Annotated in this window: 14 protein-coding genes, 1 tRNA gene, 1 pseudogene and 1 riboswitch; of the genes and pseudogenes, 9 read left to right on the top strand and 7 right to left on the bottom strand. The window is 62.0% G+C overall.

What is annotated here, in order from left to right; all coding sequences use genetic code 11:
* Positions 1–176 precede the first annotated feature (176 nt).
* Positions 177–587, top strand: coding sequence for a Fur family transcriptional regulator (locus CBB63_RS13910; protein ID WP_286699576.1), 411 nt, complete (start codon positions 177–179; stop codon positions 585–587).
* Here CBB63_RS13910 and CBB63_RS13905 read toward each other — a convergent pair.
* From CBB63_RS13905 to rpiA, 6 genes are all read right to left on the bottom strand, one after another.
* On the bottom strand, positions 584–1,270 hold the full coding sequence (locus CBB63_RS13905; RefSeq protein WP_235183770.1) for a TetR/AcrR family transcriptional regulator: 687 nt from the start codon (positions 1,268–1,270) through the stop codon (positions 584–586). The genes CBB63_RS13910 and CBB63_RS13905 overlap by 4 nt on opposite strands.
* 141 nt (positions 1,271–1,411) lie before the next feature.
* The gene (locus CBB63_RS13900; protein WP_286699575.1) at positions 1,412–2,896 is read right to left on the bottom strand and encodes a DegQ family serine endoprotease; all 1,485 of its coding nucleotides are present in this window, start codon (positions 2,894–2,896) and stop codon (positions 1,412–1,414) included.
* A 240-nt stretch (positions 2,897–3,136) separates the two neighbouring features.
* Positions 3,137–4,048, bottom strand: a complete 912-nt coding sequence (gene hflC, locus CBB63_RS13895) for a protease modulator HflC (RefSeq protein WP_286699574.1) — start codon at positions 4,046–4,048, stop codon at positions 3,137–3,139.
* On the bottom strand, positions 4,048–5,271 hold the full coding sequence (gene hflK, locus CBB63_RS13890) for an FtsH protease activity modulator HflK (RefSeq protein WP_286699573.1): 1,224 nt from the start codon (positions 5,269–5,271) through the stop codon (positions 4,048–4,050). Before hflK ends, hflC begins: the two co-directional genes overlap by 1 nt.
* A 93-nt stretch (positions 5,272–5,364) precedes the next feature.
* Complete coding sequence (locus CBB63_RS13885) at positions 5,365–6,831, bottom strand: FAD-dependent oxidoreductase (protein ID WP_286699572.1); 1,467 nt, start codon at positions 6,829–6,831, stop codon at positions 5,365–5,367.
* 21 nt (positions 6,832–6,852) lie between these two features.
* On the bottom strand, positions 6,853–7,641 hold the full coding sequence (gene rpiA, locus CBB63_RS13880; protein ID WP_005852551.1) for a ribose-5-phosphate isomerase RpiA: 789 nt from the start codon (positions 7,639–7,641) through the stop codon (positions 6,853–6,855).
* Between the two features lie 228 nt (positions 7,642–7,869).
* Here rpiA and CBB63_RS13875 point away from each other — a divergent pair, with 228 nt between their 5' ends.
* The 3 genes from CBB63_RS13875 to CBB63_RS13865 all read left to right on the top strand — a co-directional run bounded on the left by CBB63_RS13875 (position 7,870) and on the right by CBB63_RS13865 (position 10,703).
* The gene (locus tag CBB63_RS13875) at positions 7,870–8,556 is read left to right on the top strand and encodes a glutathione S-transferase family protein (RefSeq protein ID WP_286699571.1); all 687 of its coding nucleotides are present in this window, start codon (positions 7,870–7,872) and stop codon (positions 8,554–8,556) included.
* Positions 8,556–9,929, top strand: coding sequence for an L-serine ammonia-lyase (locus CBB63_RS13870; RefSeq protein WP_286699570.1), 1,374 nt, complete (start codon positions 8,556–8,558; stop codon positions 9,927–9,929). Before CBB63_RS13875 ends, CBB63_RS13870 begins: the two co-directional genes overlap by 1 nt.
* Before the next feature lie 93 nt (positions 9,930–10,022).
* Entirely contained in the window at positions 10,023–10,703 is a 681-nt protein-coding gene (locus tag CBB63_RS13865) for a nitroreductase (protein WP_286699569.1), read from the top strand.
* 48 nt (positions 10,704–10,751) lie between these two features.
* Here CBB63_RS13865 and CBB63_RS13860 read toward each other — a convergent pair whose 3' ends face one another.
* Positions 10,752–11,339: a TetR/AcrR family transcriptional regulator gene (locus CBB63_RS13860; protein WP_286699568.1), complete on the bottom strand. Its 588-nt coding sequence runs from the start codon at positions 11,337–11,339 to the stop codon at positions 10,752–10,754.
* A gap of 79 nt (positions 11,340–11,418) precedes the next feature.
* On the opposite strand from CBB63_RS13860, the gene CBB63_RS13855 reads away from it, so the two are divergent.
* From CBB63_RS13855 to CBB63_RS13835, 5 genes and pseudogenes are all read left to right on the top strand, one after another.
* Entirely contained in the window at positions 11,419–11,715 is a 297-nt protein-coding gene (locus CBB63_RS13855) for a hypothetical protein (RefSeq protein WP_286699567.1), read from the top strand.
* Positions 11,716–11,821: 106 nt separating this feature from the next.
* Positions 11,822–13,108 carry a homoserine dehydrogenase gene (locus CBB63_RS13850; protein ID WP_074635663.1) on the top strand — a complete coding sequence of 429 codons (1,287 nt, stop codon included), beginning with the start codon at positions 11,822–11,824 and terminating at the stop codon, positions 13,106–13,108.
* Positions 13,109–13,207: 99 nt separating this feature from the next.
* Complete coding sequence (gene recJ, locus CBB63_RS13845; RefSeq protein WP_286699566.1) at positions 13,208–14,947, top strand: single-stranded-DNA-specific exonuclease RecJ; 1,740 nt, start codon at positions 13,208–13,210, stop codon at positions 14,945–14,947.
* 75 nt (positions 14,948–15,022) lie between these two features.
* Positions 15,023–15,097 (top strand) — tRNA-Glu (locus CBB63_RS13840).
* 122 nt (positions 15,098–15,219) lie between these two features.
* Positions 15,220–15,418: riboswitch (cobalamin riboswitch) on the top strand.
* A 144-nt stretch (positions 15,419–15,562) separates the two neighbouring features.
* Positions 15,563–15,760, top strand: a pseudogene (locus CBB63_RS13835) (ABC transporter substrate-binding protein); the annotation flags it as partial.

Below are 15,760 nucleotides of genomic sequence, written 5' to 3'. Positions count from 1 at the left end.
AAAAACCGACGCCAGCACATTCTTTCTCATTCTGTTCCTCCAAGGAGCAATGCGTTCGCTAGATGTAAATGCGAATTAGTCGCATATGTCAAACATGCAAATAAGAATAGGTCGCATAAACTTGCGGGCAAGATGAATCTTGCGTAACAAGAANGCAGACGAGAAAGGACATCGGTTTGACCCACAGCGCTGATTACAAGCAATTGCTGCGTGAAGCGGGCCTGCGGGTCACGCCACAGCGCACAACCATCGTATCGCTGCTGTCGGAAACCGACGATCACCCCAATGTCGAAGANCTGTATGAAAAGGCNCGCAGNNTGGATGACACNGTNTCNGTCGCCACGGTCTATCGCACGATGTCAGTGCTTGAAAACGCGGGGCTGGTGCGCAAACTGGTGCTGGATGATGCCCCTGCCCGCTACGAGATGATGCCCCACACGGACCACGACCATCTGGTCGATGTCGACAGTGGGGATCTGGTGGAAATTCCAGGGACCGAGATCGCGACGCTGCTGGATCGTGTCGCGGCCGAGATGGGCTACGAGCTGGTCAGCCACCACACGGTCATTCGCGCCCGCAAGCTTTAGGTCTGCGTCTGATCCGCAAGCGATCTGACCATCGCCGCCGCACCGGCCGAGATCGTGCGCAGGATCACCTCGTCCGGGATGTCACGGATCAGCCAGTCGCGCATCGGGCCAAAGGCTGACAGGAACACCATCAGATTGGCAACGATATCAAGCCGTTGATCGTCGCTGTGCATCCCCAGACGCGGGGCAAGCTGGTCCGCCAGATCCTTCATCACCGCAAACTCGCGCGCATGCAGGGCGCGGCGGTCTTCGGCCTGCATATGCGGCACGCACCGATAGGCCAGCAACGTGCCATCCCGTTTCATCGACCAGCTTTCGCGGAAGTATTTCTCGAACGCGTCCTCAAGTGACAGGTTTTCATCCAGCAGGATGATCGGCAGCGTCGACACGTCCTCGCGGAACCACAGCTGGTTCAGCAGGCGGCGCAGGATGTCGTTCTTATTCGCGATATAATCATAGATGCTGGCCTGATTGACGCCCGAGCGCGCACAGATGTCGCGGATCGTGGTGGCGGCAAAGCCTTTCTCAAGAAACAGCGACAAGGCCGCCTCGCAAATCTGTTCGCGGCGGCTTTGGATCAGCGACTGGTTCTGCACGCTGGTAATTTCCGCCTCTGCCAGCATTTGGGTGCGCAGCGCAGACAGCCGATCGCTGCGAATGGCCGTCGTGGATGTGTCGTGCATGGGGCTGTCCTTCATTTGACGTAAATCCTATCGGCTTTCGATATGCGAAACAACCGGCAGCGTGCAGACGCGCCCCACGCAAAACCCCCGCCGGTACAGGGACCGACGGGGGCAGTGTTCTTCCAGCGACGTGGGGCGGGTTTAGTCGCCCAGACCCAAGGCCACAAAGCGCGGGTCACCTGCGCGGCGCACCAACAGCAACAGCGACTTGCGGCCGCCGTCTTTGGCCTCGGTGATCCGGTCCTCCAGATCGGTGATGGACAGGATCGGCTGTTGGCCCGCCTCGGTGATGATGTCCCCTACACGCAGGCCTTTCTCGAAGGCTTCCGACATCTCGTCCACCTCGGTCACGGCCAGACCCTCGACTGAATCATCCGCCCCAAGCTCGGTACGCAGATCATCCGTCAGCGGCGTGATTGTCAGACCAAGCACCGACTTTGACGCAGGCGCTTCGGGCTCTGCCTCATCCTCTGGTGCCGAGGCCGACGCCCCTGCCCCTTCGGCATCTTCGCGGCGGCCCAGCTTGACCTTGAGCGTCTGGGATTTCCCCTCGCGCAGGACAGTCACGCGGACCGAGGCCCCGACAGTGCTGTTGCCCACCTGACGGACCAGACCGCGGGTGTCTTCAACCTCGACCCCTGCAAAGCTGAGGATCACATCACCGGTTTTCAGGCCCGCATCCTTCGCAGGGCCGTCCGGTACATCAGTGATCAACGCGCCGGACGCTTTGGCAAGCCCCATCGCGTCGGCCACATCCTGAGTAACGTCCTGAATACGCACACCCAACCAGCCGCGACGGGTTTCGCCGAATTCCTTAAGCTGGTTCACAACACGCGTCACGACATTCGACGCCATCGAGAAACCGATCCCGATGGAGCCGCCGTTGGGCGACAGGATCGCGGTGTTCACGCCGATAACTTCGCCGTCCATATTGAACAACGGCCCCCCGGAGTTGCCGCGGTTAATGGCAGCATCCGTCTGGATATAGTCATCGTAGGTGCCCGACAAAGCACGGTTGCGCGCCGAGACGATTCCGGCCGAGACGGAAAACCCCTGCCCCAGCGGGTTCCCCATGGCCAGCACCCAGTCACCAACGCGGGCGGCATTGCTGTCGCCAAAGCTGACGAACGGCAGCGCACTTGGGGCTTCAACCTTAAGCAGGGCGATATCGGTGTTGGGGTCGGTGCCGATGACTTCGGCCTTCAGTTCAAGACCGGTGAAAAANTCGATGGTAATCTCGTCCGCGCCTTCGATCACGTGGTTGTTGGTCACGACGAACCCGTCTTCAGAGATNACAAACCCCGACCCAAGCGCCGANGATTTGCGTGGCGCGGGGGCTTCGCCACCATTGTTGCGGTCNCGGAATTCCTTGAAGAAATCCTCGAAGGGGGAGCCTTCGGGCACGATGCCACGGGGGCCNGTGCGCCCTTCNACGGTGGTGGANGTGGTGATATTCACGACCGACGGGCTGATCTTTTCCGCAAGCGGNGCAAGGCTTTCGGGTTTGGCCAGTGCGACCACGGCCTGCATCAGGACAAAAGCCAGCGCCAGCATGCCCATCATCAACCATTTGATCTGGGGCGATATTGCGTCGGTACGCGACAGGGAAACGGCCTTTGGCTGCATTCGTCAACTCCGGTTTTATAAGGGGCGATACACCCCGTTTATGTGTCCTTGGCAGAGTGCATCNGCAAACCCACTGCTGCAAGGTGAAAGATGGTCATCCTCACGCGCATGTCAACGCGACCTTCGGTTTCTATGCGAAATTGCCGCCCCTTATCCCGTTGATCCNGNGGTCATGCCCCCAAACGAAACAGGGGCCGGCATTTCTGCNAGCCCCTGTTTNAANGTGCACCGTGGATAGGATCAGTTGCCGGTCCCGGTGGTGGTCGCGCGTTGGCTNCGGCTGCCTTCGTCCGACTTGAGATAGTTAAAGAACTCGCTGTCGGGCGACATCACCATGGTAGAATTCTCGCCCTTCAACGCTTGCTCGTAAGCGCTGAGCGAGCGGTAGAATTCAAAGAACTCCGCATCCTTGGAGTAGGCTTGCGCAAAGATCTTGTTCCGCTCGGCGTCGGCCTCACCTTCGGTGATACGGGCGTCACGACGGGCTTCCGACAGGATTTCCTCGTAGGTACGATCCGCAAGGGCNGTGACACGTTGCGCCGCCTCGCGGCCACGGGCGCGTTCATCGGTCGCTTCGCGGTCACGTTCAGCGATCATCCGCTGCAGGGTCGCGTCAAAGTTCTGCTCTGGCAGGTTGGTCTGGCGCAAACGCACATCGACCACATCCAGACCAAGCGCCTGCGCACGCGCGTCAGAACGTTCGCGGATCTGGTCCATCAGTGCAGAGCGTTCGGGCGACAGGATGGTGTTGGATGTCACNCCCTGCGAGCCCAGAACCGCACGGATCTGACCGTCAAGAATACCGTTCAACTGGATTTCAGCCTGACGGCCACCGTCGGTGCCAAGGGCCTGACGGAACTGGCGCACGCTGTTGATGCGGTACAGCACAAAGGCATCCACTTCGAGACGACGGTCATCGGCGGGGGTGACCTCGATCATCGGCGTTTCAAGCGACAGGATACGGTCGTCGTAGCGGACGACNTCGTCCAGCAGCGGGATTTTGAACCCGATGCCCGCGTCTTCACGCACCTGTTTGATCTGGCCGAAACGCAGCACCAGCGCGCGTTCACGTTCGTCCACGATAAAGATCGACGACANGGCGACAACGGCTGCGATCACAACCACGGGGATGAGGATATTGAGTTTACGCATCAGTTCGATCCTCGGTTGGAGTTGCGGAGTTCATTGAGCGGCAGGTAAGGCACGACCCCCTGCCCGGTCCCGTCAGAGCCGTTTTCGAGGATGATCTTGTCCACGTCTCCCAGAACTTTCTCCATGGTTTCGATGTACAGACGGCGACGGGTTACATCGGGTGCTGCTGCATATTCCTGCAATACCGCTTCAAAGCGGCTTGCCTCACCCACGGCGTCGTTGACCACACGCGCACGGTACCCTTCGGCGGCTTCCAGCAGACGGGCGGATTCACCACGGGCTTCGGCGGTGCGGCGGTTGGCNTANGCGTCAGCCTGACGTTCCACCCGATCGCGTTCCTGTTCGGCAGCTTGCACGTCGCGGAAGGCGTCGATGACGGATTCCTGCGTCGTGTTGCCGTTTGCATCCGTCACGGTGACCGTCTGGCTGGGNGGATCCACCTTGTTGAAGTTGACGCGGATGATGTTGATCCCGGTCTCGCGGTTATCAAGCGTGGTCTGGATCAGCTCGCGCGCGGAGGCTTCGATGGTGGCACGGTCACGGTTGAGGATCGGTGCCAGNTCGGACTGGGCGATGATCTCGCGCATGGCGGATTCAGAAATCGCACGCACNGCCATNTGCGGATCCCGCAGCGAGAACTTGAAGTTCTCGGCNTTCTTNACGTTCCAGACGACCTGAAANTCGATNTCGACGATGTTTTCATCCGTGGTCAGCATCAGCCCTTCGTTATCGTCGCCACTGCGTCCTGCGCCAATGGTTTCGGCGCGGTTGGTGGTCACNTCAAAGACTTCGGCNGTGACAAAGGGCCAAGGGGCAAAGTTCAGACCCTCTGTCCCGATGCCAGAAAATTCGCCAAGGAAGAGTTCGATCGACTGCTGTTCAGGGCGCACGGTATAAAAGCTTGCCATCCCCCAGACGACAGCGGCCGCCACCAGACCCAGACCCACTGTGCCGCGGGTGAACTTGGGGCCTGCGCCGCCCATATTCCCGCCAGAGCCGCCGGAATTACGAGTNCCGCCTTTGCCGCCCATGAGGACGCGCAGCTGTTCCTGACCCTTTTTCACCAGATCGTCGATCTCGGGCATCTGACCTTTGTCACCACCCGGACCGCGCCCGCCACCACCGGTGGGCCGCTGCCCTCCGGGCCGGTTGCGGTCGCCACCATTGTTCCCACCGCCTGAGTTTCCTCCGCCGCCCCAAGGACCGCCTGTATTTCCAGCCATTAATTCTTCCCTATGTATGGCCGCTATAGCGGCCCTATCCCAACCGCCTACGCGGTTTTATCTTGTGCAGAGTTGGGCATATTCGCCCGAACTTCAAGCAGTGCGTGTCGGACTGCGCATGGTGACCAGCTCTTCGGACATGGTCGGGTGCACGGCGCAGGTCGCGTCGAATTGCTCTTTTGTCAGCCCCGCCTTCACGGCAATGCCCACCAGCTGGATCAGCTCGCCCGCGTTCGGTGCGACGATGTGGCACCCCAGAACGACGCGTGTTTCCTTGCTGACGATCAGCTTCATCATCACACGTTTGTTCTTTTCGGCAAAGGCCGTTTGCATGGGCCGGAACGACGCCGANTAAATCTCGACCGGTTCCTGCTCTGCCGCTTGCTCTTCTGTCAGGCCGACGGTGCCGAATTCGGGCTGTGTGAACACGGCCGACGGGATCAGGTCGTGATCCACGGGCGTCGGGTTGCCGCCAAAGACGGTTTGCACAAAGGCCATGCCTTCGCGGATCGCAACAGGTGTCAGGTTCACGCGGTCGGTGACATCGCCGATGGCATAGATCGACGGNACGCCCGACTGGCTGTATTCGTCGACTTCGACNTCTTGGCGACGGCCCAGCGANACGCCNACCTCTTCCAGCCCCATGCCATCGGTATTCGGTGCGCGCCCTGTGGCGAACAGCACCATNTCAAAGACCTTCTCGGCCCCGTTGGAGGCTTTGACCCAGATCGGCCCCTGCGTGCCTGCGCGCGCGTCGCAATTGTTCAGCTCGTTCGATTGTTCAGCCGTGGCCCCCATCGCCGCGTCAGAGTTGCTGGGCATGGTGCCCGCCTCGTGTTCGGATTCCAGCGCCATTTCGACGATGNTGGTGCCGCAGTGGATATCGACGCCTGCATTTGTCATNGATTCAGCGATCAGTCCGCGGGCCTCGTCATCAAAACCGCGCAGGATCTGNGCCGCGCGGTTGTACATCGTCACNTCGACGCCCAAGCCATTCAGGATACAGGCGAATTCACAGCCGATATAGCCACCACCCACAATCAGGATCGACTTGGGCAGGCTTTCGAGATGGAAGATATCGTCCGACACAATCCCAAGCTGGGCGTTCGGTACATCAGGGCGTACCGGACGGCCGCCGGTGGCCAGCAAGATGTGTTTGGCCGTGCGGGTTTCGCCATTCGCCAGCTGCACCGTATGCGCGTCCTTGATCGTGGCGCGCTGGTCAAAGGTATCGACNTCCGAATTGGCCAANAGCTTGCGNTANACGCCTTCCAGCCGGTCCANTTCAGTNTTCAAACGGGTCTTGAANGCGTGCCAGTCGAAGGTGCCCGGCTTGATGTCCCAGCCAAAGCACTGCGCCTCGTCCACCAGCTCGGCGTAGCCCGAGGCAAAAACCATCAGCTTTTTCGGCACGCAGCCCCGGATCACGCATGTCCCGCCATAGCGGTCCTCTTCGGCGAGGGCGACTTTGGCCCCGTATTCGCCCGCCGCAACACGCGCCGCGCGCACACCGCCGGAACCGCCACCAATGACAAAAAGGTCGTAATCAAAATCGCTCATCTGGGCCGGGGCCTTTCTTTGTTAATCGCTCAGGTCGGAGAACAGGTTATCCGTCTCGACAAACTCCATCTTATCGCGATCAACAGTGCCTTCGTTGATGTCGCGCACTTCGACGCGGCCATCGCCATAGCCGATCACCACGGCATCACAGATATCAATGAATAGCCCGTTTTCAACTACGCCCGGCATCTGGTTCATGACCAAGGCCATCTGGCGGGTGTTGCCGATCCGCTTGAGATGCAGGTCAAGGATGTAGTTCCCCTCGTCCGTCACGAAGGGGATGTCGCCGTTCATACGCAGCGTGGAATTGCGCCCCAGCACGTCCATCGACACCAAAGTCTCTTCGACAAGCGCTTGTGTGGTCTGCCAGCCAAAGGGAATAACCTCTACCGGAAGGGGAAATGCGCCCAGTGTTTCGACCTCTTTGCCGATGTCGGCAATCACGACCATTTGATCGGAGGCAGTGGCCACGATCTTTTCTTGCAGCAAGGCACCGCCGCCGCCCTTGATCAGGTTCAGCTCTCCGTCGAACTCGTCCGCGCCATCGATAGTCAGGTCCAGCCACTTGGCTTCATCAAGGCTGATCACCTCGATCCCCACTTCGCGCGCCAGCTGCGCGGTGCGGGTCGACGTGGGCACGCCCTTGATCCGCAAGCCGTCGTCGCGCACCATCTCGCCCAAACAGCGTACCAGCCACGCGGCGGTAGAGCCGGTGCCCAATCCGACGCGCATTCCGTCTTCTACAAATTGTGCAGCGCGTTTGGCGGCGACAAATTTGGCCTTATCGATGGGTGACAATTCTCCGGTCATGGCAGCGACTCCTCGTTAATCGACGCCCTTATAGACGCAGCCGCGCCGGCGCGCGACCCTCAAAACCGCATTGTCGTCGCGTCGCGTGGCCTGCGGGCGGTGCCACATGGTCTGCGCCACGGTGCCACGGGGGTGTTACGCGCCGATAATCTGGATAGAGTACCGCAAACCGCGCAGATCGGTCGTTTTCAATCGCCCGCCTCCGGCGCAATGGGATACCACCGGCCTATGACCGATTACACGCTGCACTACGCCCCCGACAATGCTTCCCTGATCATCCGCCTCGCGCTTGAGGCGCAGGGCGTGGCCTATGACACCTGTCTGGTCGATCGCGCGGCGCAGGCGCAGTCTGCCCCCGCCTATCGGGCGCTGAACCCGCACGGGCTGATCCCCGCGTTGCAGACGCCGGACGGGCCGATGTTCGAAACCGGCGCGATCCTGTTGTGGCTGGCGGACCGGCACGGGGGGCTGGCCCCTGCCCCGAAGGATGCCACACGGGCGGATTTCCTCAAGTGGTTGTTTTTCGTTGCCAATACGGTGCACCCTGCCCTGCGTATGCTGTTTTACCCTGACAAATACGTGGGCGACGACGACACCGCCCAAGACGCGCTGCACACAACCCTAACCCAAGCGTTGCAGACCCACCTGCGCAGGCTGGAGGACCGGGCCGCGGCGGATACGCTGCCCCTCGCGCTTGCGCTTTACCTCGCCCCGCTGTTGCGCTGGTGCGCGCTGTATCCGCGCAACCGTGATCGCCGCTGGTTCGATCTGCGCGCCACCCCGCATCTGCACGCGCTTTGCGCTCGGGTCGAAACGCTCCCCTGCACGGCGGCCGCGCAAACCGCCGAAGGGCTGGGGCCCACGCCGTTTACCGCGCCCCACCTTGCCACCCCACCCATAGGAAGTGCCACCTGATGTTTCTCTCTGTCTTCGATATGTTCAAAGTGGGCATCGGCCCGTCCTCCTCGCACACGATGGGGCCGATGGTGGCGGCGGCACGGTTTCTGGACCTGATGCGTGCCTCTCCGTTCAAATTCGCGGGCCTGCGCGCATCGCTGCATGGCAGTCTGGCCTTTACCGGCGTGGGCCACGCCACGGACCGCGCGACGATCCTTGGCCTCGCGGGGTTCACGCCGCAAGACTACGATAATGACCGCGCCGAAGAGGTACTGGCCGAGATAAACCGCACGCAGACGATCACCCTGCCCGAGTTTGGCACGCTGAGTTTCGCGCCCAAGTCCGATATGATCTTTGACTACGACACCAAGCTCGACGGCCACGCCAACGGGATGATGCTGATGGCCACCGACGCCCAAGGCGATGTCACCCTGCGCGANACCTANTATTCCATCGGCGGCGGCTTCGTGATGACCGAAGCCGAACTGGCGGCGGGCAANGACACGGACNAAGGCGCGCCGNTNCCCTTCCCGTTCAAATCCGCAANCGAGATGCTGCANATGGCGNCNGAGTCCGGCAAGAGCATCGCCCAGATGAAACGNGCCAACGAGGAATCGCGCGGCGGGGCGGCGCAGCTGCGCGACGGCACCAAGCGGCTGTGGCAGGTGATGAACGACTGCATCAACCGCGGGCTNGAAACCGATGGCATCCTGCCCGGCGGGTTGAACGTCAAACGCCGNGCCAAGGCGATCCATGATGCGCTGCNGCAAGAACGCGGCCAGAACCAGCGCGCGCCTCATACGATCAACGACTGGATGAGCGTTTACGCTATGGCGGTGAACGAGGAAAATGCCGCCGGTGGGCAAGTCGTCACCGCCCCCACCAACGGCGCNGCNGGTGTGATGCCCGCTACCTTGCGCTATTATCTGGATCACGTCCCCGGCGCATCAGAGGCGCATATCGAGGATTTCCTGCTCACCGCTGCGGCGATCGGCGGGCTGGTCAAATTCAACGCGTCGATCTCGGGGGCGGAAGCGGGCTGNCANGCCGAAGTGGGCANCGCNNCCGCCNTGTCCGCNGCCGGGCTCTGTGCCGTNATGGGCGGCACGCCGCAGCAGATCGAGAACGCCGCCGAAATCGCGCTGGAGCATCATCTNGGCATGACCTGCGACCCCGTGCGCGGTCTGGTGCAGGTGCCTTGCATCGAACGCAACGGGCTTGGCGCGATCAAGGCGGTNTCCGCCGCGTCGCTTGCGCTGCGCGGNGACGGCACGCATCTGGTGCCGCTGGACGCCTGCATCGAAACCATGCGCCAGACCGGTGCGGATATGTCTGAAAAGTATAAAGAAACCTCGCTTGGGGGGCTGGCGGTCAACGTCCCTAACTGCTGATCTGACGCAGCGGCACGCGGCCCCACCCGCGCTTGACCCCACGGCGGAACTGCAACAGTCTGACAGCCGTCAGGAAATTTGCGGGAGGGCAAGATGGAACTGAAACAGGCAATGCAGGAACGGCGCAGCATCCGGGGCTTCAAGAAAGACCCCGTGCCGCGCGCCNTGCTGGAAGAGGTCATCGCACTGGCCAATCGCGCGCCATCCTCGATGAACACCCAGCCGTGGCATCTGCATGTGCTGACCGGCGAACCGCTTGAGAAAGTCCGTGAAGGGAATTCGACCCGTATGTTGCAAGGCGTGCCGCCGGTGCGTGAAATCAGCGATCACGGGGCCTATGCCGGTGTNCACCGNGACCGGCAGGTCGGCATCGCGAAACAGCTCTTTGCTGCCATGGGGATCGAACGCGACGACAAGGAGCGCCGTCAGGATTGGGTGATGCGCGGCTTCCGNCAGTTNGANGCGCCGGTGTCCATCGTCGTCTGCTTTGACAAGTCGCTGGATGACAATGGCACCATCGCGCATTTCGATCTGGGCGCGGTGACCTACGGCCTTGTCCTCGCCGCGTGGAGCAAGGGTCTGGGCTGCGTGATCAACGGTCAGGGCATCATGCAATCGCCTGTGGTGCGTGAACATGCGCAAATCCCCGACGATCAGGTGATCATGACCTGCGTCGCCATGGGCTGGCCGGACGAGGANTTTTCGGCCAATGCCGTCGTCTCTACCCGCCGCCCCGTCGAAGAGGTCACGCGGTTCGTCGGCTTTGACGATTAACGCCCTGCGNCCCTNAGCGCCTTGAAAACCAGCGTCACGCGCGGGGGCCTANCCCGCCGTGACGGACTTGCGCACCATATCCCAATATTGCGCGATNACCTCGTCCAGCGACAGCCGTCCGCCNGCGCGAAACCACGTATTCACCCCTGTCAGCATCGCAATCACCGCCAAGGTCGCGATCTTGGTATCCGCGATGGCGAAATCCCCCGCCGCCGCCCCGTCNCGCAANATCGTCTCTAGCCGGTCTTCATACTGGCGGCGCAATGCTTCGACCTCGGCGAAATTCTNNGGCGTGAGGTTGCGCAGCTCCATATAAGAGATGAAAACCTCGTCCGGGCGGTCGGCGTGAAAGCGGATGTGAAAATCGACNAATNGGCGCANGCGATCCACCGCGCTTTGGCTGGGGTCACTNTCGCAGGCCGNAAGCAGGTCGTTCATATGGTCCTGCAACAGGCTGAACANCANNGTCTGCTTGTCCGGCGTGTAATTATACAATGCGCCCGCCTGCACCCCGACTTCCGTCGCCAGTGCCCGCATGGATACGGCAGCAAAGCCGTGACGGGCGAAAAGCCGCAACGCTGCCGCGCGGATTTTGGGCCGAGTGATGTCAGAATGTGATCCGGTTGTACGCGCCATGGGTCAAAGGTTAATTGAACGCATGTTCAAAGGCAAACCCCTGCTTGCGCGANTTCCGTCNCTGGTGCATGACTGATCTATGACGCACCGTATCCTTCTTCCGCTCTGCCTTGCCGCGCTGACGCTGCCCGCGGCCTGCACGCAGTTTCCCGCGCTCGACAGCCGTGCCACGCCCGAGCTTCTCGCCTCGGACTATCCCGCGATTGTGCCGGTCGATCCGCTGCTTGCCAAGGCCGAGGCCGGACAGGTGAACATCCCGCAAACCGAAAACGGGCTGACATCGCGGGTCGAACGGTTGCAGGCGCGCGCGGCGCGCTTGCGCAGATCGGTTCTGTCGGGGTCGGAAAAGCAGCGTTTGTCCCAAGGTTTGCAATAAGGCGCATGCAATGTCGCGTTGCGTGCGCGGTGGGAAAGGGCTACATCGCGGCTAAACCCCCGAAACGCCGCAGCCCGCTGCCGCGCACCACCAAAAGGATTGCACCATGTCACAACCGCTTCGTCTTGGGATTGCCGGATTGGGCACCGTTGGGGTTGGCGTGGTGCGGATCATCCGCAAGCAGGCTGCCTTGATCGAGGCCCGCACCGGTCGCCCCGTCACCATCACCGCCGTCTCTGCCCGCAGCCGCGACAAGGACCGCGGTGTCACATTGTCGGGCTACGCGTGGGAAGATGATCCCGTCGCACTGGCGAAACGTGACGATGTGGATGTCTTTGTCGAATTGATGGGCGGCGACGAAGGCCCCGCCAAGGACGCCACCGAAGCCGCGCTTGCCTCGGGCAAGGATGTGGTCACCGCCAACAAGGCGCTGCTGGCGATCCACGGTCAGGCGCTTGCCGAACAAGCCGAAGCCGCGGGCTGCCTGATCCGCTATGAAGCCGCTGTGGCCGGGGGCATCCCCGTGATCAAGGCGCTGACAGAAAGCCTTGCCGGGAACGAGATCACCCGCGTCATGGGCGTGATGAACGGCACCTGCAACTATATCCTGACCCGCATGGAAGAGACCGGCAACGGCTACAACTCTCTGTTCGAGGAGGCCGAGGCGCTTGGCTATCTTGAAGCGGACCCGAACCTTGATGTCGGCGGGATTGACGCGGCGCATAAGCTGGCGATCCTGTCCTCGATCGCGTTTGGCACACAGGTGGATTTCGACGGGATCGAGATCGAAGGCATCCAGCGCGTCAGCATCGACGACATTCAGGCTGCCGCGAATATGGGATACAAGATCAAGCTTCTCGGCGTCGCGCAAATGACCGGCCGGGGGCTGGAACAGCGCATGCAGCCCTGTCTTGTGCCCGACAGCTCTCCGCTGGGGCAACTCGCGGGCGGGACCAATATGATCGTGCTGGAAGGCGATGCGATCGGGCAGATCGTCCTGCGCGGCCCCGGAGCCGGCGAAGGCCCCACCGCCAGCGCTGTATTGTCGGACATCTGCGATATCGCACGCGGCTGGCATGGCCCGGTCTTTGGCCAGAAGGCGGCAACGCTCGCCTCGGCCACCGCGGCCCTGTCGCAGCGCCCCGCCGCCTTCTATCTGCGCATGGGCCTGCTGGACAAACCCGGTGCCCTGGCCAAGGTCGCCACCGTTCTGGGCGAGGCCGGCATCAGCATCGACCGCATGCGCCAGACCGAACACCGCAGCGATCAGGCACCCGTCTTGATCGTTACCCATAAATGCAGCCGCACCGCGCTGGACGAGGCTCTGGCCGCGATGGCGAAAACCGGTGTGCTGGCAAGTGATCCCGTGGCGCTGCGGATCGAGGATCTGTAACCCCGAGGGGCGCGGCCGCGCCCCTGCCCTGCCCATTGTGGGGAGGATGGGACGGATGCCTTCGGCGAGGATTTTTGACCATTTGGAAGGGGGAGATGCATGAGCTTTCTAGGTGTTGATGCGTCTTTGACGGGGCGTCGCTGGGTTGGCCCCGGTGTCGAGGTGGAACGCGCGACCGAAGTTCTGGTGCAGCAGACCAGCCTGCCGCTGGCCCTGTGTCAGGTGCTGGCGCGGCGCGGTGTGGCGGCGGAAGANGCCGAAGCGTTTCTTGCGCCGTCGTTGCGCGATCTGCTGCCTGACCCGCGNTCCCTGCGCGACATGGANAAAGCCGCGACGCGNTTTCTTNCNGCGGTCAAAGCGCGTCAGCGGATTGCCGTNTTTGCGGANTANGATGTGGATGGTGGCAGCTCTGCCGCGCTGCTGCTGGTCTGGCTGCGCGAGATGGGCTGCGCCGCGACGCTTTATGTGCCNGACCGGATCGACGAAGGATATGGCCCCAATGACGCCGCGATGGCCGAGCTGGCCGCGGCCCATGATCTGATNGTCTGCGTTGACTGCGGGACNTTGTCGCATGGGCCGGTGGCCGCNGCGGTCGGNGCGGATGTCGTTATTCTGGACCACCACCTGGGCGGAGAGACCCTGCCCGACGCCTTGGCCGTGGTGAACCCCAACCGGCAGGATGAAGACGGTGCCTTGGCGCATCTTTGTGCCGCGGCAGTGGTGTTCTTGATGCTGGTCGAGGCAGGGCGCCAACTGCGCGAAGCGGGCGCACGCGGGCCTGACCTGATGGCGCTGNTGGATCTGGTGGGGCTNGCCACGGTGGCCGATGTCGCCCCGTTGATCGGCGTGAACCGCGCCTTTGTGCGTCAGGGGCTACGCGTCATGGCGCGGCGCGACAGGTTGGGGCTTGCCGCCTTGGCCGATGTGGCGCGGATGGATACGGCCCCGGCGGCCTATCATCTTGGGTTTCTGCTTGGCCCGCGGATCAACGCGGGCGGGCGCATCGGGCAAGCGGATCTGGGGGCAAGGCTGCTGGCCTGCGATGATCCCCATGAGGCGCAGTCGCTTGCCGAAAAGCTGGACCTGCTGAACACCGAACGCCGCGATGTCGAAACCGCTGTCCGCGCCGCCGCGCTGGATCAGGCAGAGGCCCGCGGCTTTGACGCGCCTTTGGTCTGGGCCTCGGGCGCGGGCTGGCACCCGGGCGTGGTGGGCATCGTCGCCTCGCGTTTGAAAGAGGCGTCCAACCGGCCGTCGATCGTGATCGGGTTCGAGGATGGCATCGGCAAAGGCTCTGGCCGCTCTGTCTCGGGGATCGATCTGGGCGCGCCGATCCAGCGGCTGGCGGCCGAGGGGCTGCTGATCAAGGGCGGCGGGCATAAGATGGCCGCCGGTCTGACCGTGGCCGAAGACAAGCTGGACGCCGCCATGGCGCGGCTGTCAGAGCTACTGGCCAAGCAGGGCGCGCATCTGGCCGGTGCCGCAGACCTGAAGCTGGACGGCATGTTGATGCCCGCCGCCGCGACGGTGGAATTGGCGCAGCAGGTGGAACAGGCAGGCCCCTTCGGGGCCGGTGCCCCTGCACCGCGATATGCCTTTGCCGACATGCAGATCCGCTTTGCCAAGCGGGTGGGTGAAAGCCACCTGAAGATCAGTTTCGGCGACGGCAACAACACCAAAATGGACGCCATCGCCTTTGGCGCATTTGACGGCCCGCTTGGCCCGGCACTGGAAAATCACGGTGGTGCACGGTTCCATCTGGCCGGTCGTCTGGACATCAATACCTGGCGCGGCCGACAGTCTGTGCAGCTGCGTCTGGAAGATGCGGCACCTGCGTAAAAATTTTTCATTTTCTTTCGATTTCTGCTTGCGCGCCTGCGCCGCATTCCTTAGAGAAGCGCTCACAAGCTAAGTGGCCCGTTCGTCTATCGGTTAGGACGTCAGGTTTTCAACCTGAAAAGAGGGGTTCGACTCCCCTACGGGCTGCCACTTGGTTTTCCATCCGTTTGTTATTTGCCTCTCGCCCGTTCTGCGGAACCGTGGCCTGCGTTATTTGCCTTTGTCCCGCGATGACGACCGCAAAAACGCAACTTGACGGGTGGGCGGACAACTGTCATCGAAACCGGGTCGGTTTCCTTCGGGAAATAATAGGGAATTCGCCATCCGCGCTTTGCTGTGGATGAACCGGAACTGCCCCCGCAACTGTAGACGGTGAGCTACCTCCATCATGCCACTGGGCCTAAAGGTCCGGGAAGGCGGGGACAGCCGCGATCCGTCAGTCAGGAGACCTGCCGACACTGAACCTGAAACACCGGGCGGGGTTGCTCGGGAGAGGATGATGATGGGACCGGATCTTACCACACGCGCAGACCGAAATGCGCCCGCGCGCCGTTTGGCTGGCCCCTTCTCTTTCTATTCAAAGACCCCGGCATCGGACCAACCGGAGCCCTTGATATGAAACCATTTTTTTCCAGCCTGACCCTGATTGCGAGCCTTGCAGGCAGCACCGCGCTTGGCGCAGAGACAGACTATCCGCTGACCATCGACAACTGCGGCCACACGCTCAGCTTTGACGCGGCCCCCCAGACCACCGTGACCATCGGGCAATCCACGACAGAGATCCTGTATCTGCTGGGTCAGCAGGACCGGATC

The organism is Sulfitobacter sp. TMED3 (assembly GCF_002167505.1).
GTDB lineage: Bacteria > Pseudomonadota > Alphaproteobacteria > Rhodobacterales > Rhodobacteraceae > Sulfitobacter > Sulfitobacter pontiacus.
The sequence above is the reverse complement of the archived record's forward strand: the minus strand, read 5'-3'. Positions and strand labels throughout refer to the sequence as shown.

Bases quoted from the DNA above. Each gene is read 5' to 3' on its own strand.
- CBB63_RS13905 (WP_235183770.1), bottom strand. From the start codon at position 1,270: ATGCACGACACATCCACGACGGCCATTCGCAGCGATCGGCTGTCTGCG.
- rpiA (WP_005852551.1), bottom strand. From the start codon at position 7,641: ATGACCGGAGAATTGTCACCCATCGATAAGGCCAAATTTGTCGCCGCC.
- CBB63_RS13875 (WP_286699571.1), top strand. From the start codon at position 7,870: ATGACCGATTACACGCTGCACTACGCCCCCGACAATGCTTCCCTGATC.
- CBB63_RS13855 (WP_286699567.1), top strand. From the start codon at position 11,419: ATGACGCACCGTATCCTTCTTCCGCTCTGCCTTGCCGCGCTGACGCTG.
- CBB63_RS13850 (WP_074635663.1), top strand. From the start codon at position 11,822: ATGTCACAACCGCTTCGTCTTGGGATTGCCGGATTGGGCACCGTTGGG.